Raw genomic sequence first — 16,820 nt, 5'->3', positions numbered from 1 at the left:
ACGATTTATCCTTAGATAAATCACCCTGCACGTTTGGTTCGTCTTCTTTAATTTTCAAAGATCTTGTCGTTATCACGCTCTCGCGACAACTATCTTAGTTTATCATTTCTTGTGAACTTTGTCAACACTTTTTTGAAACTTTTTTTCGTTCCTCTGTTAACTAGTCCCCTCAAGAGACAACTCAATCATTCTATCATCTTCTGATGGGCTTGTCAACACTTTTTCGAAACTTTTTTTCGTTCCTCTATTAACTAGCCCCTCAAGAGACAACTCAATCATTCTATCATGACTTATATACATTGTCAACCGGTTTTTTGAAAATAATAAAACAGCTGCAAAAACTGCAACTGTTTTATTATCCTTATTGACGTACCTCTAGAAGACCCAAATCTCCATCTTCACGTCTATACAATACATTTGTTGTACCGTCATTAGCATCTGTATAGATAAAGAAATCATGTCCAAGCAACTCCAATTGGAGGACTGCTTCTTCCATATCCATTGGTTTCAAGTCTACTTGCTTAGTACGAACCACTTTTACTTCCTCGCCTGTTTGCTCAACAAGTTCATCTGTAAAGACTTGACCAGTTGCCACTTTTTGACGATGTTTTCGTTCAATCTTGGTTTTGTTACGACGAATTTGACGTTCAATCTTATCTACTACAAGATCGATAGAGCCATACATTTCTTGTGAAATATCTTCTGCGCGAAGTGTAACTGCTCCAACTGGAATTGTCACTTCTACTTTTGCACGCTTGTCACGGTAAACTTTTAGATTTACTTTAGCATTCAACTCTTGTTCTTCATTGAAATATTTCTCAATCTTAGCCACTTTCTCTTCTACATAGGTGCGAAGTGCATCTGTAACTTCAAGGTTTTCTCCACGAATACTGAATTTAATCATATTTAGTACCTCTTTCTTGGCTTTCGCCTTTCTTCACTATTATTATATCACATTATTAAATAAATGCAACCGTTTTCTCATCGTGTTAGTGAAAATGTTTTGATTTCTTTCCTACCAATTTTCATGAAAAGTTCTACAGCAAGTTGGATTGTGGCTCCTGTTGTATATATATCGTCGAATAATAATATTTTTTCTGGCACTTCTTTTTCATCTAATAGATAGAACATCTGTTTTGCTTCTAGTCTCTCTGCACGATTTTTAGATGATTGTTTTTGGCTTTCATACTTTCCAAGAAGGGACTGATAGGGAATATTTGTAGCACTCAAAAGTCCTTCCACTTGATTAAAACCGCGTTCTAATAGTCGTTTTTGACTAATTGGTATGGGAACAATTGTGTAGTCAGGAAATTGGCTTAACGCTATTCTAAGCTTTTTAGCAAAAATATTTCTTAAAACATAGTCTCCTTGAAATTTGTAGCGACTAAAATAATGTGCCATCGCTTGATTATATCGGTACAAAGCTGTGTGGACAACTGGTTTCCCTTGATTCTGCCAGTACTGACAATCCTTGCAACTTTCCGATTCTCCATTTTTATAACAATGTGGACAGTGTTGCTCTGCTATTTCCTCAAAAGTTGAAAAACATTCTTCACAGATGCCCGATTTTTCTTTACTAAAGAAGATGAGATCTGAAAATCTTGTTTTATTTTTCATAGCTTGGGCGCACAATAGACAATTAGACATAACCAGCCTCCTTGTTCATCTGTTTAATTTCAGCGATTGCCTTTTCAATGGCTCCTGTACTTCCCTCATGATAAAACTGGAGTAAACCAGTCGGACGTTCCATACTCCTACCAACCCGACCTGCAATCTGAACGAGACTTGACGCTGTGTAGAGGTAATGATTGGCTTGAACAACAAAGACGTCTACACATGGGAAGGTCACCCCACGTTCAAGAATAGTAGTCGAGATTAAGACTGTGATTTCTCTCTTGCGAAACCCTTCAACTATTTCAAGGCGATTTTCTGTTTGACTAGATACAAAGCCAATTGTTTCTTCTGGGAATGTTTTTTTCATTATCTTGGTAAATTCTTGACCTTTGGAGATTTCTGGGACAAAAATGAGTAAGGGAAAGCCCGACTTTCTCTGTTCTTCAATCGCTTTTTTCAACTTTGGAACTAGTCTATTTTTCTTTAGGGTATCATCGAATTTACTAAACCAGACTTTTTGCGGGACAACAAGTGGGTTGCCATGAAAGCGCCTTGGCAAACTAAGACGGCTTAATTTACCCATTCTGACTTTTTTATCCAATTCATCTGTTGAAGTCGCCGTCAGAAAAACTTGAACTCCGTCTTCCTTGACCGCATTATCTGCTGCTTGATAGAGCATGGGATTATCTGCATAGGGAAAGGCGTCTACTTCATCAATCAAAACCAAATCAAAGGCCTGATAAAATTTTAATAACTGATGTGTGGTTGCTACAACTAATGGAGTTCGGAAATAGGGTTCAGACTCTCCATGCAGTAAACTAATTGGAACTGAAAAGTCATTTTGCAGACGTTTATAGAGTTCGATACAAACATCAATTCGAGGACTGGCTAGGCAAACCGCTCCGCCTTTATCAATCACTGAGGCAACGGTGTGGTAGATCATCTCTGTCTTACCTGCTCCTGTTACTGCATGAACCAATGTCGCACGATTATTTTCCACGTTTGCAACTAGTCCATCTGAAATTCTTTGTTGCCAATCAGTTAGTTGACCTTTCCATTTTAAACACTTAGTGATTGGAAAATCTTTCTGAGGAAAATGATAGAGTTTTTCGTCTGACCGCACTCTGCCTAGAAGCAAGCAGGCTCGACAGTAATAAGCATCGTTTGGCAATTTGTTTTCTTCTTCAAAAGTTGTTCCACAGCGAAAGCAGTTATTCTTTTTTGTAAGACTTGGCACTTTTTCTGCTATTTCTCTTTCTTTTGCTGTCAATTGGTATTTGGTAAATAATCTTCCATAATAATTTTCTAATTCTTTCATCACTTATTTATTCGGAATTTCTTGTCAGTTTTTAAAAAAATTAGTACAATTTGGTTATGAAAGAATTTAAAACAATTAGAGAAGATGGTATTGTTGAGGAAGAAATTAAAAAGTCACGATTTATCTGCTTTATGAAACGAGTGACCAGCGAGGAGGAAGCTCGCGACTTTATCAACAAAATCAAGAAAGAACATTACAAGGCTACTCATAACTGCTCTGCTTTTGTTCTTGGAGAAAATATGGAAATCAAGCGTTCCTCAGATGATGGGGAGCCGTCTGGTACTGCTGGTGTGCCAATGCTGGCGGTTTTAGAAAATCACGAACTAACCAATGTCGCAACAGTGGTTACCCGCTATTTTGGAGGTATCAAACTCGGGGCAGGCGGACTTATTCGTGCTTACGCTGGAGCCGTGGCTAATGCAGTCAAGGAAATCGGGGTTGTGGAAGTCAAGGAGCAGGAAGGGATTTCCATTAGCATGTCCTATGCCCAATACCAAGAGTTTGCCAATTGGCGAGCTGGGCAAGGTCTGGAAGAATTTGATACCCAGTTTACTACTGAAGTTTCAACCATGATTTTTGTAGATAAAGAATTCCTTGAACAAACCTTAGCAAGTCTCACTGACTTTTACCACGGAAAAGTATCCGCGGAAAAAGCTAACTCTCGAATCGTTGAGGTACCTGTCTATTAAAAAAAGCTATCGGCGAGATAGTTTTTTTATATTATCCTTTTTTGACTTTCTACTATATAATGTATAATAACATTATTTGGAGGTGCCATATGGCTATTTATCAAAACATTACTCAATTAGTTGGAAAAACACCTATTATTAAACTCAATAATATCGTTCCAGAGGGAGCAGCGGAGGTCTATGTGAAATTAGAGGCCTTTAACCCAGGATCTTCTGTAAAAGACCGTATCGCCTTGGCTATGATTGAAGATGCTGAGAAGGCTGGTACAATCAAACCTGGAGATACTATTGTTGAGCCAACAAGTGGTAACACTGGTATCGGTCTTGCTTGGGTTGGAGCAGCAAAAGGTTATAAGGTGATTATCGTCATGCCTGAAACCATGAGTGTTGAGCGTCGTAAGATTATCCAAGCTTATGGAGCTGAACTTGTCTTGACTCCTGGTAGCGAAGGGATGAAAGGGGCTATCGCCAAAGCAAAAGAGATTGCTGAAGAAAAAAATGGCTGGGTTCCTTTCCAGTTTGCTAATCCATCCAATCCAAAAGTTCACGAAGATACAACAGGAAAGGAAATTTTGGAAGACTTTGGAACAACTGGTTTAGATGCCTTTGTATCTGGCGTTGGTACTGGTGGTACCGTTTCAGGTGTTTCGCATGTTTTGAAGACAGCAAATCCAGATATTGCTATCTATGCTGTCGAAGCTGATGAATCAGCTGTCTTATCTGGTGAAGCACCTGGTCCGCACAAAATCCAAGGTATTTCGGCAGGTTTTATTCCAGATACTTTGGATACTAGCGCCTATGATGGCATTATTCGTGTCAAATCCGATGATGCCTTAGCTACAGGTCGTGCTATCGGTGGAAAAGAAGGATTCTTAGTTGGTATTTCTTCAGGTGCAGCAATTCACGCTGCTATCGAAGTCGCTAAGGAGTTGGGAACTGGAAAAAAAGTGTTGGCAATCTTACCTGATAACGGAGAACGTTACTTGTCAACAGCTCTTTATGAGTTCAATGATTAAAAAGAAAGAAGGTTAGGAATGCATCCTATACCTTCTTTTCTTTGTGTTCTTTGAGATAGCCTTTAGCTTCCTCAATCCATTTCGGAAGTTGTTTTGCTAAAGGGGAAAAACCAATTTTATTCCGTTCATTTGTAAAACGATGATGACGCGGAATTTTTTGTTGTTCTTCTTCCAAGGTCCGGATTGATAAACTAGCCTTTTCAGTATATTCATCAAAGTCGACTACCTGTACCAAAACCTCTTGCCCCAATTTTAAATGATCATAAATATTATCAACAAAACCTGTTTTGATTTCCGAGATATGGATTAGGCCCGTCGTCCCATTCTCTAATTGTACAAAGGCTCCATACGGCTGAATGCCCGTTACCGTCCCCTTGAGTTTATCTCCGATTTTCATCTTAATCCTCTATTTCGATGGTCTCAATTACAACATCTTCATGTGGACGATCTGCTGAATCTGTTGCAACCGCTGCGATAGCATCCAAGACGACGAAGGAGTCTTCATCAACTAGATGACCAAACACTGTGTGGCGTTGATCTAGATGTGGTGTCCCGCCATTTTTGACATAGGCTTCTGCAACTTCTTTAGGCCAACCGCCTCGTTCTAATTCTTTCGCATTGTATGGGAAGTTTTGGTTTTGAACGATAAAGAATTGGCTTCCATTTGTATTTGGTCCTGCATTGGCCATTGACAAGGCTCCTCTGAGATTAAAAGCTTCCATTGAAAATTCATCTTCAAACGCAGTACCATAAATAGATTCACCACCCATACCTGTTCCGGTTGGATCGCCACCTTGAATCATAAAGTCTTTGATAATACGATGGAAGATAATTCCGTCATAATAGCCATCTTTAGAAAGAGCTACGAAATTTGCTACAGTTTTGGGTGCAATTTCAGGAAAGAGTTTTACTGTTAACTTACCATGGTTAGTCTTGATATGCGCAACTGGTCCTGTAACATTTTCCAAATCTAATTGCGGGAAATATTTTTCTTTTTCTACCATACCTAATTTCTCCAAGGCATCAAAAATGCCATCTTCTTCTACTTTTTTTGTGATATAATCTGCATGCTTTTGCAGTTCTGGATGCGAATGTCCCATAGCGATACTAATTCCTGCATAATCGAACAACTCAATATCGTTGAGTCCATCTCCGAACACTAGGACATTTTCAGGTTTCAGGCCTAGTTTTTCAACAACCTTAGCAACACCAGTTGCTTTGGAAGAGCCTTTTAGCACAATGTCCGATGAAATAGCATCCCAACGAACACTACGCAATTCCGCTTGCAACTCTTCTGGAAGTTCTACTTCGTGACCATCTTTCTCGAAAGTTAGCAATTGGTAGATGTCATTTTCTTTATAAAAAGTTGGGTTTGTTTCCAAACCTTCATAAATCAAGTCAATTACTTGACTAATGCGGTCAGTTCGTGCAGAAAGTGTCCCTTTTTGACTACCAAGCATACCATATTCGATTCCAATTTCTTTAGCCCAATTTAATACAGATTCTACTAAATTTTGGGGCATTGGCTGATGGTACACTACCTGACCTTTGGCATCTTCTACGTAGGAGCCGTTAATCATAGCGAAAAAGTCTGGCTTTAAGGCTTTGATTTCTGGCACCAAACCATAAGGCGTTCGTCCTGACGCAATTCCTGTCAAAATTCCCTTTTCTTTCAGCGATTTGAAAACCTGCTGAATTGATTCAGGAATGTAGCCTGTATTCTTCACACGTAGCGTGTCGTCAATGTCAAAAAAGACTATTTTTATTTTTTTTGCCTTATATCTGAGTTTTGCATCCATATAATTCCACTATCCTTTGGTTGAAAATTAACTAATTTTCATTATACCACTATTGGTCCTCTTGCGCCACCAAACCATGCTGGAAAGCATAAACAACTGCTTGAGTACGATCGCTAACAGCTAGTTTGGATAAGATATTGGAAACATGGGTCTTAACAGTTTTTAAGGATATGAAGGACTCATCTGCAATTCGTTGATTATCATATCCCTTGGCTAACAGCGTCAAGATTTCGCGTTCACGAGCTGTCAAGTCATCATGTAAATCTGGGTGGCGTTTATGGTGCTCTACTTTTTTCTCTACTTCTGTCTCAATAGCATATTCTCCAAGAGCTACCTTGCGGATGGCTGCTAAGATTTCGTCAGCACTTGATGTTTTCAACATATAACCACGAGCTCCTGCTTCCAGCACAGGATAGATTTTTTCATTATCTAGATAGGAGGTCAGGATGACAATCTGCGCTTGCGGCCATTCCTTCAGCAAGGCCAAGGTTGCTTCTACGCCAGTCATCTTGGGCATAACCAAGTCCATCACTACAACATCGGGTTTAACCTCTAATGCTTTGGCCAAACCTTCCTCGCCATCACTAGCTTCTGCAACTACTTCAACATCTGGCTGTAAATTTAAGTAACTTTTCAATCCTAGACGAACCATCTCATGGTCGTCAACCAGCATCACTCGAATCATATTCATCTTCTTTTCCTTTCAATAGTGGGATACGAATATCGATCGCCACTCCCTTATTTGGAGCTGTGCGAATTTTTATCGTTCCAGCCATGTCTTCAACCCGCTCACGTATGTTTTGAAGACCGTAACTTAATTCATCATCTGCACCTTGTTGGAAGCCGATACCGTCGTCTGTCATTTTCAACTGAAGTTCTGTTTCCTTCTGCAAGAGGTAAACATCCAAATGCTTGGCTTTGGCATGTCGCAAGGTATTACTGATAATTTCTTGCGCAATGCGGAAGAGATGTTCTTCAATTAGTTTCGGTAACTCCTCTACTTCATGTTGGAAATGAACGATAATATTACTTTTGTCGCTAACTTCACGCAAAATCAGCTCAAATCCTTCAACCAAGGTTTTACTTTCAAGTTCACTTGGGCGTAGATGTAATAATAGGATGCGTAGGTCTCTTTGGGCAGACTCAATCATGTCTTTCACGAGCATCAGCTGTTCCTGCAAAGTTTCCTGCGGAAGAGTGGATAGATTGGACGATAATCCTGACAAAATCATGCTCGTTGCAAATAACTCTTGACTAACCGTATCATGCAAATCCCTGGCAATCCGTTTCCGTTCTCCCTCAACAATCTCTTCTTTCTTGACTAAATCTTGATTGTCAACCAGCTGCACCTGACGCGTGAGGTTTCTGACCTTATCAGACAACTGGAGCAAGAGCTGATCACTTTCGGTATCTGTTCGAATACTTTTATTCTTCAAGATAGCTTGTAACTTCGTCCGCATAACCTGAGTGGAGGCTAGGCTGACAGTTTGTACCATTACAGCTAGAAAAAGGGTTAAAACGATAACTAGTAGAATGAGAGTAAACACGAGCTGCTCCGTTGAAATCCAGAGCGTAACATCTAGCAACGAATAATTTAAAAGTGGGAGGGTGGAAGCAATCACCACAAAAACAATAAGACAGGCAAACCAGGCGAGGAGTAGGTAGGTACGTTTTCTCATACGCGAACCACCTCCACATCTCCCAGTATATTGTTGGTAACGACTTTTACACGTTTGTGTGATTCTTGATAATCAGGACTATTGACCGCTATACTTTCATTCCGCAAATCCCAATATGATTCACCCAGGAAACTTACTCGTCCATAGATACTAGTTGCTGAAAGTGCAACCTCAACATCAATTGGAACAATAATTTTTGTCCGTCCAAACGTTTTACGAATAACAACAATATTATCTCTGCCAACTAATACAGTCTTATCCAAATCAACTACATCATTGCCAAACAAACGTACAATGTTAATATCTTCAAAACCAAACCTATCTTGAGAGTGGTCGTGGTTGCCAAACCATCTATTTTTCTCTTTTTGAACCTGTAGAGAATAGTCACTAAAAACAATGTGGGTATATTGGTTTCTCTTTTCATAACGTGAAAAGAAATTAATCAGCATGTACACGACTAGTAGCATAATCCCAATAATGAAGAAGGGATTTAAAACAAAGACCAAAAATAATAGAGATAAGGAGCTGACCAGTAGAACACTGTTGACTTTTCTTCCTAGGAAGTACCAAATGACGAGTAATAAGGCAGAGAAAAGTAGCAGGGTCCGACTGGCCTCATTGGCTACCACGTCAAAGGCTGCCATCGTAAAAATCATACTTTCTATTAGTAGAAAAAATTGAACTTTCCGCATCTTCTCCATCCTTTCTATACTATTGTAACAAAAAATAAGTAAAAGAACTCCATCCAAAGTAGGAAATATAGTCGAATGAATTAGCTTTCAGACAAGGAACTGAGGCGCAGGCTATACTAAAGTATGGCAAGGCGAAAGTGACGATGTATCAAAGATAATTCAAATGTCTATATTAGTTCAAAGCAACGAGATGCAGGCTATACTTGGGTACGGCAAAGTAAATTAACGAAGCAAGCAAAATAAACTAAACATGACTATAAACTATGCAAATCACTCCTAGGCCATCACTCTTGATGGACAGAAGGAAACAATTTTGGCATAGGGGACCGCTCACAAGCTACGCTCTCTAATCAAGAGAAAAAGGTTCGGCATCTGCCCAACCTTATTCATCTTTATCGTCCGCTATCTGTTGAAGTACTTGTGCTGGTGGAACTTCCTGTTGAGGAATCGCTACTGGTGCCGGTTGATGCAACGGAGACATACAAGGTAACTGTTCCATCAATTGTTGCTCCAGCAGCAGGATATTGTCCAATGACGATGTCACTTGTCGTTGAGTAATAGCTTCTATCTTCTTGTTTTTCAATACTTTCCACATTGACGCCTAGCGTTTGTAATTGACTACGTGCCTGTGAATAGGTGTAATTGCCAGATGTTAAATCAGGCATAATCAATTCTTTTCCTTTTGAAACAACTAGATTGATGATAGAACCTTTTGTCAACTCTGTATTGGCAACAGGATCTGTACTGATAACCTGACCCGCAGTAACAGATGAGCTATATTCCTGAGTAATAGTTCCAATACTGAAGCCTGCTGTCTGAAGAATTTGAGTAGCATTCTCCTGAGTTTTTCCAACAACGTTTGGCACAACTTGTGGCGCCACTCCTTTGGAAACGTAAAGGGTAATTTTCGCCCCTTTCTCAGCAGAACTATTTGCTCCTGGATCTGTTTTGATAACGAGTCCTTGGGCAACTTTTTCGCTATATTCTTCTTTTATTGTCACTTGGAAACCAAGAGCCTCCAATTCCTGCCGTGCAGTATCAGAATCCTTATCTGTCACATCTGGAATAGATACCATCGCAGCCGTTGCTACTACAATATCAATCTTACTTCCTTGACGTCTGGTCGTCTTTGCAGCCGGAGAGGTCCGTATTACCAAGCCTTCATCTACAGTCGCTGTCGCTTCTTCTGTGATGTTTCCAACTTCCAATCCTGCCACTTCAATCATTTCTGTAGCTTTTTCAACGGTTTGACCAGACACATCAGGGACTGTAACTGTTCGTGGAGTGTTGAAAAACATGAGTCCAGCCGCTATGACTGTTAACAAAATAGCCCCTATCAAGACTTTGTAGCGTGTACGCATACCTGGCCTTGGTTTTGAAACAGGCTTATTTCCCGACTTCGCCACTTCTTTCTTACCAGGCCCCTTATCCGTCGCAGAAACTTGGGCAGAACTGTTTGTATGCGGTACTTTCGTTTCAACATTGGCTTGGGAGAGTTTTGGCAATGTTTTTGTATCAACCTTGTTCCCTTCTAGTTCAACCCTGGGTTCATTCCGACGATCCATGGATAGAGCCGAAGCTAAATCTGCATACATTTCTGCAACCGACTTATAGCGCTCGTTTAATTTTTTAGCCGTTGCTTTTAGTACAACATTTTCTAAGGCCTGAGGTACGTTGGCATTCTCTTCTCTAACAGATGGGAGAGGTTTTTGGAAATGCTGAAGAGCAATCGTCACAGCACTGTCTCCATCATAGGGAATACGACCCGTCAACATTTCAAAAAGGATGATTCCCATCGCATAAATGTCACTTTGAATGGTCGCCTTCGAACCACGCGCCTGCTCAGGTGAAAGATAGTGAACAGACCCCAACATGGAGTTGGTTTGTGTCAAACTCGTTTCAGCAAAGGCAACTGCAATACCAAAGTCTGTTACTTTAGCAACTCCATTGGAAGTCAAAAGGACGTTCTGAGGTTTCAAATCTCGATGGACAATTCCTCTCGTGTGCGCCATTCGCATAGCAAGGAGAATCTGTCCCATAATTCGCACCGCAACATCGTTGGAGAGTGGTGCATTTTCTTTTATATAACGTTTTAAATCGAGGCCATTGACATATTCCATAGCCAGATACTGTTGACCATCTTCTTCACCGATGTCCGAAATACGAACGATATTGGGATGGTCAAGTTCTGCCATGGCACGCGCTTCACGTTGAAAACGCTGGATAGCAATTTGATCTGTCTGATAGTTGGTCCGAAGAACTTTAACAGCAACCTCTTCTCCATCTAAAATCAAATCTCTTGCTAGGTAAACATCTGCCATACCGCCTCGACCAATTTGCCGAACGATTCGATACCGACCGGCAAAGATCTTACCGATTTGAATCATTACCTAGCCTCCTCCGTAATGTGAAGCAAACCTACTGTAATATTATCTAGACCGCCTGCATTATTGGCAAAACGTACAAGTGTTTCTACCTTGCTTTCAATTGAAACATCACTCAATACAATATCACGAATGTCCTCGGTTGGTACCATATTGGTTAAGCCATCGCTGTTAATAAGGACATAATCTCCAACCTCAAGAGTTTTCAAAGCAATGTCTGGTTCAATTGGTTCGGCTTGTCCGATGGACTGCGTTACAATATTTTTTTGAGGATGACGCTGTGCTTCTTCTTCTGTGAGCTGACCAGCTCGAACAAGGGCACCTACCAGCGAATGGTCGTTGGTTAGACGTGTATATTCGCCATCTCTAATCAATCCAACTCGTGAATCTCCAACATGGGCATAGATCATTTGGTTGTCGATGACAACAACTGCCTCAAGAGTTGTTCCCATCCCCTTGTATTCTTCTGTCTGTCCAAGTTCATGAATCTTTTGGTTTTCAGCATCAATGATTGCAACCATCCATTCACGGACATCATTTAAGGTCACTAATTGAGTATCAACCCAAGCAGCTCCCAAATCGGTTGCTGCCATTTCACTAGCAATATGGCCGGCACGGTGCCCACCCATTCCATCAGCTAACACGACCAAATCAATCCCTGCACGGTTTTTGTAGCGATTGATATAGTCTTGGTTGTTCGAACGTTTCTGTCCTACATCAGTAAGTAATGCAATTTCCATAATTTTTATCGTTGCTAAGCAACTTCCTCCTCTTATTCTAGGATTTTCGTCTAAGTTGACCGATGAAAAATCCATCTGTCTTATACTGTTCAGGGGTTATCAACAAGCAGCCATCCACCATAATATCTGTTTGAGGGTGTTCTAGTGTCACCTGTTCAAAATTGGGATGGTTTTGCAGAAATTCTTGAATAACCTCTTGGTTTTCCTTAGCAATAATCGTACATGTGCTATAGGTTATTATACCACCAATTTTCAAGCTTTGGCAAACACTGTCTAGTATCTGCAACTGGATAGTCTTTAGAGAATCAAAGTCCATCGATGCCTTGTTGTAACGAATATCAGGCTTACGTCGAATGAGTCCAATACCTGAACATGGGGCATCCACTAGGATTTTATCAAAGGTATCTGGACCAAATTCCTCATGAACACGACTGGCGTCCAGACCTTTGGTCTCAATCTTATCTTCTAGGCCTAAACGACGTGCGTTTTCTTCAATCAGGTTTAGTTTATGATCATATAAATCCAACGCATAAACTTTTCCATCCGTAAGATAACTTGCCATATGACAGGTCTTTCCACCCGGAGCTGCACAGGCATCCAAGATGATTTCATCTCCTTGAATATCCAAAGTCGGAGCTACCAATTGACTGGTTTCATCTTGAATGGTGATGAGTCCTTCCTTGAAATAATCTGTCCCCGCAAAGTGTCCATGGGATTTAACCAACCCAACTGGTGATAACTGCGAGTGTTGGGCGCCTAGCTCCTCTGCCAATCGCTCCACTTGTTGACCATCTGTCACGCGTACGCTGGCCTTATTCCGATCATGTAAACTTTGGAAAATCTTCTCTGCACGTTCATCGCCATATTCTGCAATCAGGGTTTGGACCAACCAAACTGGCACAGAATACTGAACGGATAAACGTTTGTTCTTTCTTTTAATATCTGCTGGTTTCGGCAAGGAATCCTGACTAAGCTTACGCAAAATGGCATTAACAAATTTGTCAGTTCCAGGCTTTCGCTTGGCAATATTAACTGCCTCATTGACAACTGCGTGGGTAGGCAATTTATCCAAATATACCAACTGGTAGAGGCTCAACATGAGGAGATAGTAGACCCAAGTGTCCAACTTTTCCCTATCTTCGATAAAATGTGCCAAATACCACTCTAGGGTAATTTTACGAGAAACCGTCCCATAAACCAACTCGGTCGCCAAGCCCTTGTCCTGTGCTGATAAACGAGAAGATTCTAGGGCCTTATTGAGAGCGATGTTCGAGTAAGCACCTTGATCAAAGACTTGTTCCAATACAGATAAGGCTAGACTTCTTGCTGTTTCATGTTTATTGATCACCAAATTGATCTCCTACTGCAATATCTCGACCTGCACCATTTAAAAAGTCTGCAATGGTCATTTTTGGCTTACCAGCTGGCTGGACAGTTTTCAGAGAAAGGGCTCCCTGACCTGTCGCAATGATCAATTCTTTCTTGCTTCGAGCAATAACCCGACCAACTGGTCCTTCACCTTCTGCTTCTACAGCTTCTTGAATTTTAAAACGTTCCCCTTGCCAATAGGTGTGGGCAACGGGCCACGGGTACATACCGCGAATCTGATTAAATAGTTGACGAGCTGTCTTATTCCAATCCAGTACCTCTTCTTCTGGCTGGATATTTGGTGAGAAAGTTACTTGTTCTGGATCTTGAGCTACTGGTTTCAAGTCACCAGCAATATAGGCTGGTAAGGTTTGTAATAATAAATCCCGACCAACAACAGCCAACTTTTCAAACAAGGTGCCGACGTTGTCGCTTTCTTCAATAGCAATGCTATCGCTGGAAATCATGTCACCGGCATCCATTTCCTTGACCATTTCCATGATGGTTACGCCGGCACGTTCATCACCGTTAATCAAAGCGTAATGAATAGGGGCACCGCCACGGTATTTAGGAAGAAGAGAAGCATGAACATTGACCGCAAAGTCAACAGAGTTCAACAATTTGGTTGGTAGGAATTGCCCAAAAGCTGCCGTCACAATCCCATCTGCTCCTAAATTCATCAGCTCATCCATTTCTTGACTTCCTGATAACTTTTCCGGTTGATAGACTGGTAAACGGTGTTCCAAAGCCACTTCTTTCACAGGTGTCATTTGGATGACTTTTTTTCGTCCAACAGCTCGGTCTGGCTGGGTAACAACAGCTAAGATTTCATACTGATCATCCGCCAAAAGACCTTTTAAGACTGTCGCAGAAAATGCTGGTGTTCCCATAAAAATCAACTTTGTCATCTTTGCTTTCTCATCTCCTTTACTCTATAAGGTTTCTACTAATTCTATTATCCTTTAATTATACCATTTTTGCTTATTTTTTCCTTAATTCATGCCTATTTAAAGCCTTTTAACGCAAAAAAATAAAGCCGATTACTCGACTTTACATCATATTCTGCGGTTCATTGTCAATAATCAGCCGCAAATCTTGATTTTCTCTCTCCTGCGTCCAATCCAAAATCTGATTCAATACCTCTTCCAAACGGTCTTCATGCCGGTATTTCAAGATGATCTGGTAGTGGTAGAGATTATGGGTTCTGGCAATAGGCTTGGGCGTCGGTCCCAGGATTTGAATTGCATCTGTTAAGTGTTGACGGAGAAAGGCTACAGTTTCATAGGCTTTTTTCACGACAAATTCTTCCGACTTGTGCGAAAAGGTTAGACCAACTGTAAAATAGTAAGGTGGATAACCAAGATTTTTCCGAATGCCCATCTCATAGCGATAGAAACCTTCATAGTCCTGCTCTTTGGCAAAGGCAATGGCATAGTGATTGGGGTTGTAGGTCTGAATCAGGACCTCTCCTTCCTTATCAGCTCGACCAGCCCGACCAGCTACCTGAGTTAGCAACTGGAAGGTTCGCTCAGAAGACCGAAAATCAGGCAAATTCAGAGCCGTATCCGCATTGAGCACGCCAACTAGGGTCACATTTGGAAAATCCAAGCCTTTGGCAATCATCTGAGTTCCTAGAAGAATATCCGCTTCGCCTCGACCAAACCGTTCGAGCAAGTCCTCATGAGCACCTTTTTTCTTGGTAGTATCCACATCCATCCGCAAAATTCGAGCTTCTGGTAAGAGCTCCTGCAATTCATCGTAGGCCTTTTGCGTACCCGTCCCATAATAACGAATAGAACGACTTTGACAGTTTGGACAGGTCTGAGGAATCCCCTTTTGAAAACCACAATAATGGCAATTCATCGTTTTTGTGTCCATGTGAAGCGTTAGGGAAATATCACAGTTAGGACATTGGTCCACAGTCCCACAATCCCGACACATGACAAAAGAAGAATAACCACGCCTATTCAACATAAGAACGACCTGTTCCTTACGAGCCAATTTTTCTCTTATCTTTTCAATCAGAACAGGGGTAAAATTACTAGCCTCCTGCTGACCGATATAATCACGGAAATCCACAACTTCCACTTCTGGAATACGTGCCAATGGATTAGCCCTCTGGTTAAGAGTCAGTCTTCCATAGACTCCCCGACTAGCCCGAGCCCGTGTTTCAAGGCTAGGCGTAGCCGAACCCAAAACCAGAGTCGCTCGATTATAATCAGCCCGTAACTTTGCCACATCACGCGCATGATAGCGTGGATTGCTGTCCTGCTTGTAGGTCGCCTCATGCTCCTCATCAATGATGATAACACCCAAGTTTGTCAAAGGGGCAAAAATGGCCGAACGGGCCCCGACAACCACCTGGGCATTGCCTGCCTCAATCTTCCGCCACTCGTCATACTTCTCTCCATCAGACAATCCAGAGTGGAGAATGGCAACCTGCTGACCAAAACGAGAAATAAAACGATTGGTCATCTGAGGGGTCAAGGAAATTTCAGGCACCAGCATAATAGCTGTTTTCCCCATCTTCAGAACCCTATCAATAACCTGCAGATAAACCTCCGTCTTCCCAGAACCTGTCACTCCTTGCAGTAGAAATGTCTGACTTTCCTGACCGATAGAGGCCACAATCTCACGAACCGCAATGGCCTGCTCTGGATTCAAATCAAAGGCCTGCGTTTTTTCTACCTTATCAAAAACACCCTGAGTCCGCGACACTTCCTCTTCCCAGACTTCTATATAGCCTTTTTCTTGGAAATAGCGGAGCGTATCAGCTGAATAGTCCGATTTTAGGTTTGAAAGGAGCTGGTCTTCCGAGTGCTCCAGCAGAAATTCTCTTAATTGCTGCCGTTTCTTAGCCCGATTGCTAATGTCTGCTTCTCGTAATTTCTCCAGACAAACTCGGTACCATTTTTCTGTCTTGATTTGCTTTTTATCCTTGGCCACATAGTCTACCAAGATTTTCCCTGACTGGGCCAGACGCATGATTTTTCCTTGCTCTTTCACGTCTAAGTCAGAAAAACGAATCTGCTCCTTATCACCAAACAGACTAATCTGCTCTGCAATTTCCAAACCAAGCCCTGGCCTGAGCAATTTATCATAGGTGGAATTGAGAAGACTTGGCAACATAGCCTTCAAGAGAGTAATTTTGTAGGAGAAAACCGACTTTCTCATCTGGTCAGCCAACCAAAATTGCTCTTGATTGAGAACAGGACTATAGTCCAAAACCTCGGCAAGCTCTTTCAAGTCTTGTAAGTTATTTTCATCATCTTCATCAATCAAGTTAACTACAATTCCTTGAATGAGGCGATTGCCCTTGCCAAAGGGTACGTGGACACGTACGCCAACCTTGAGCCCCTCTTCCAATTCAGCTGGAACTCGATAGGAATAGGCCTGATCGGTCTGCATCAAGGGGATGTCTACAATAACCTGTGCTAACATACTTCCTTCCTCCTCGTAAAATAAGTTTATGGGGATTTTTCAATCCCAAATTTTTAATGAGTGTAATAATGTTAACTTGA

15 protein-coding genes and 1 pseudogene are annotated in these 16,820 nt (G+C 41.3%); 2 read left to right on the top strand and 14 right to left on the bottom strand.

Annotated features, from left to right (window positions below):
- Positions 1–361 precede the first annotated feature (361 nt).
- The 3 genes from hpf to SST111_RS03435 form a co-directional block, all read right to left on the bottom strand.
- Complete coding sequence (hpf, locus tag SST111_RS03445) at positions 362–904, bottom strand: ribosome hibernation-promoting factor, HPF/YfiA family (RefSeq protein ID WP_014637536.1); 543 nt, start codon at positions 902–904, stop codon at positions 362–364.
- Positions 905–981: 77 nt separating this feature from the next.
- Complete coding sequence (locus SST111_RS03440) at positions 982–1,647, bottom strand: ComF family protein (RefSeq protein WP_002941737.1); 666 nt, start codon at positions 1,645–1,647, stop codon at positions 982–984.
- Positions 1,640–2,932 carry a DEAD/DEAH box helicase gene (locus SST111_RS03435; protein WP_099810033.1) on the bottom strand — a complete coding sequence of 431 codons (1,293 nt, stop codon included), beginning with the start codon at positions 2,930–2,932 and terminating at the stop codon, positions 1,640–1,642. Before SST111_RS03435 ends, SST111_RS03440 begins: the two co-directional genes overlap by 8 nt.
- A gap of 56 nt (positions 2,933–2,988) precedes the next feature.
- Between SST111_RS03435 and SST111_RS03430 the strand changes: the two genes are divergently transcribed.
- Positions 2,989–3,621 (top strand): YigZ family protein, encoded by a 633-nt coding sequence (locus tag SST111_RS03430; protein ID WP_180273187.1) that lies wholly within the window; start codon positions 2,989–2,991, stop codon positions 3,619–3,621.
- Positions 3,622–3,710: 89 nt separating this feature from the next.
- The gene (gene cysK, locus SST111_RS03425; protein WP_099810031.1) at positions 3,711–4,637 is read left to right on the top strand and encodes a cysteine synthase A; all 927 of its coding nucleotides are present in this window, start codon (positions 3,711–3,713) and stop codon (positions 4,635–4,637) included.
- Between the two features lie 25 nt (positions 4,638–4,662).
- On the opposite strand, the gene SST111_RS03420 is transcribed toward cysK, so the two are convergent.
- The 11 genes and pseudogenes from SST111_RS03420 to SST111_RS03375 form a co-directional block, all read right to left on the bottom strand.
- The gene (locus SST111_RS03420) at positions 4,663–5,034 is read right to left on the bottom strand and encodes a S1 RNA-binding domain-containing protein (RefSeq protein WP_002937017.1); all 372 of its coding nucleotides are present in this window, start codon (positions 5,032–5,034) and stop codon (positions 4,663–4,665) included.
- A 1-nt stretch (position 5,035) separates the two neighbouring features.
- Positions 5,036–6,436, bottom strand: a complete 1,401-nt coding sequence (locus tag SST111_RS03415; RefSeq protein WP_029173958.1) for a bifunctional Cof-type HAD-IIB family hydrolase/peptidylprolyl isomerase — start codon at positions 6,434–6,436, stop codon at positions 5,036–5,038.
- Positions 6,437–6,485: 49 nt separating this feature from the next.
- Positions 6,486–7,127 (bottom strand): response regulator transcription factor, encoded by a 642-nt coding sequence (locus tag SST111_RS03410; RefSeq protein ID WP_099810030.1) that lies wholly within the window; start codon positions 7,125–7,127, stop codon positions 6,486–6,488.
- Complete coding sequence (locus SST111_RS03405; RefSeq protein ID WP_002937028.1) at positions 7,099–8,115, bottom strand: sensor histidine kinase; 1,017 nt, start codon at positions 8,113–8,115, stop codon at positions 7,099–7,101. Before SST111_RS03405 ends, SST111_RS03410 begins: the two co-directional genes overlap by 29 nt.
- Positions 8,112–8,807 (bottom strand): cell wall-active antibiotics response protein LiaF, encoded by a 696-nt coding sequence (liaF, locus tag SST111_RS03400; RefSeq protein WP_012774984.1) that lies wholly within the window; start codon positions 8,805–8,807, stop codon positions 8,112–8,114. The genes SST111_RS03405 and liaF overlap by 4 nt, the downstream gene beginning before the upstream one ends.
- A gap of 392 nt (positions 8,808–9,199) precedes the next feature.
- On the bottom strand, positions 9,200–9,688 hold the full coding sequence (locus tag SST111_RS12675) for a PASTA domain-containing protein (protein ID WP_445013746.1): 489 nt from the start codon (positions 9,686–9,688) through the stop codon (positions 9,200–9,202).
- Positions 9,665–11,194, bottom strand: a pseudogene (pknB, locus tag SST111_RS03395) (Stk1 family PASTA domain-containing Ser/Thr kinase); the annotation flags it as partial. The gene SST111_RS12675 and the pseudogene pknB, both read right to left, overlap by 24 nt.
- Positions 11,194–11,931 carry a Stp1/IreP family PP2C-type Ser/Thr phosphatase gene (locus tag SST111_RS03390; protein ID WP_004194145.1) on the bottom strand — a complete coding sequence of 246 codons (738 nt, stop codon included), beginning with the start codon at positions 11,929–11,931 and terminating at the stop codon, positions 11,194–11,196. The gene SST111_RS03390 and the pseudogene pknB, both read right to left, overlap by 1 nt.
- Positions 11,932–11,968: 37 nt before the next feature.
- On the bottom strand, positions 11,969–13,282 hold the full coding sequence (gene rsmB / locus SST111_RS03385; protein WP_099810029.1) for a 16S rRNA (cytosine(967)-C(5))-methyltransferase RsmB: 1,314 nt from the start codon (positions 13,280–13,282) through the stop codon (positions 11,969–11,971).
- On the bottom strand, positions 13,269–14,207 hold the full coding sequence (fmt, locus tag SST111_RS03380; protein ID WP_099810028.1) for a methionyl-tRNA formyltransferase: 939 nt from the start codon (positions 14,205–14,207) through the stop codon (positions 13,269–13,271). The genes rsmB and fmt overlap by 14 nt, the downstream gene beginning before the upstream one ends.
- Before the next feature lie 142 nt (positions 14,208–14,349).
- Positions 14,350–16,740: a primosomal protein N' gene (locus tag SST111_RS03375; protein WP_099810027.1), complete on the bottom strand. Its 2,391-nt coding sequence runs from the start codon at positions 16,738–16,740 to the stop codon at positions 14,350–14,352.
- Between the last annotated feature and the right edge of the window lie 80 nt (positions 16,741–16,820).

The sequence above is a fragment of the Streptococcus suis YS161 genome (genome assembly GCF_002760245.1).
Lineage (GTDB): Bacteria > Bacillota > Bacilli > Lactobacillales > Streptococcaceae > Streptococcus > Streptococcus suis_I.
This window is presented reverse-complemented; position numbering and strand designations above follow the sequence as displayed.

Coding starts and splice junctions, on each gene's coding strand:
- hpf (WP_014637536.1), bottom strand. CDS start 904: ATGATTAAATTCAGTATTCGTGGAGAAAACCTTGAAGTTACAGATGCA.
- SST111_RS03440 (WP_002941737.1), bottom strand. CDS start 1,647: ATGTCTAATTGTCTATTGTGCGCCCAAGCTATGAAAAATAAAACAAGA.
- SST111_RS03435 (WP_099810033.1), bottom strand. CDS start 2,932: ATGAAAGAATTAGAAAATTATTATGGAAGATTATTTACCAAATACCAA.
- SST111_RS03430 (WP_180273187.1), top strand. CDS start 2,989: ATGAAAGAATTTAAAACAATTAGAGAAGATGGTATTGTTGAGGAAGAA.
- cysK (WP_099810031.1), top strand. CDS start 3,711: ATGGCTATTTATCAAAACATTACTCAATTAGTTGGAAAAACACCTATT.
- SST111_RS03420 (WP_002937017.1), bottom strand. CDS start 5,034: ATGAAAATCGGAGATAAACTCAAGGGGACGGTAACGGGCATTCAGCCG.
- SST111_RS03415 (WP_029173958.1), bottom strand. CDS start 6,436: ATGGATGCAAAACTCAGATATAAGGCAAAAAAAATAAAAATAGTCTTT.
- SST111_RS03410 (WP_099810030.1), bottom strand. CDS start 7,127: ATGAATATGATTCGAGTGATGCTGGTTGACGACCATGAGATGGTTCGT.
- SST111_RS03405 (WP_002937028.1), bottom strand. CDS start 8,115: ATGAGAAAACGTACCTACCTACTCCTCGCCTGGTTTGCCTGTCTTATT.
- liaF (WP_012774984.1), bottom strand. CDS start 8,807: ATGCGGAAAGTTCAATTTTTTCTACTAATAGAAAGTATGATTTTTACG.
- SST111_RS03390 (WP_004194145.1), bottom strand. CDS start 11,931: ATGGAAATTGCATTACTTACTGATGTAGGACAGAAACGTTCGAACAAC.
- fmt (WP_099810028.1), bottom strand. CDS start 14,207: ATGACAAAGTTGATTTTTATGGGAACACCAGCATTTTCTGCGACAGTC.
- SST111_RS03375 (WP_099810027.1), bottom strand. CDS start 16,740: ATGTTAGCACAGGTTATTGTAGACATCCCCTTGATGCAGACCGATCAG.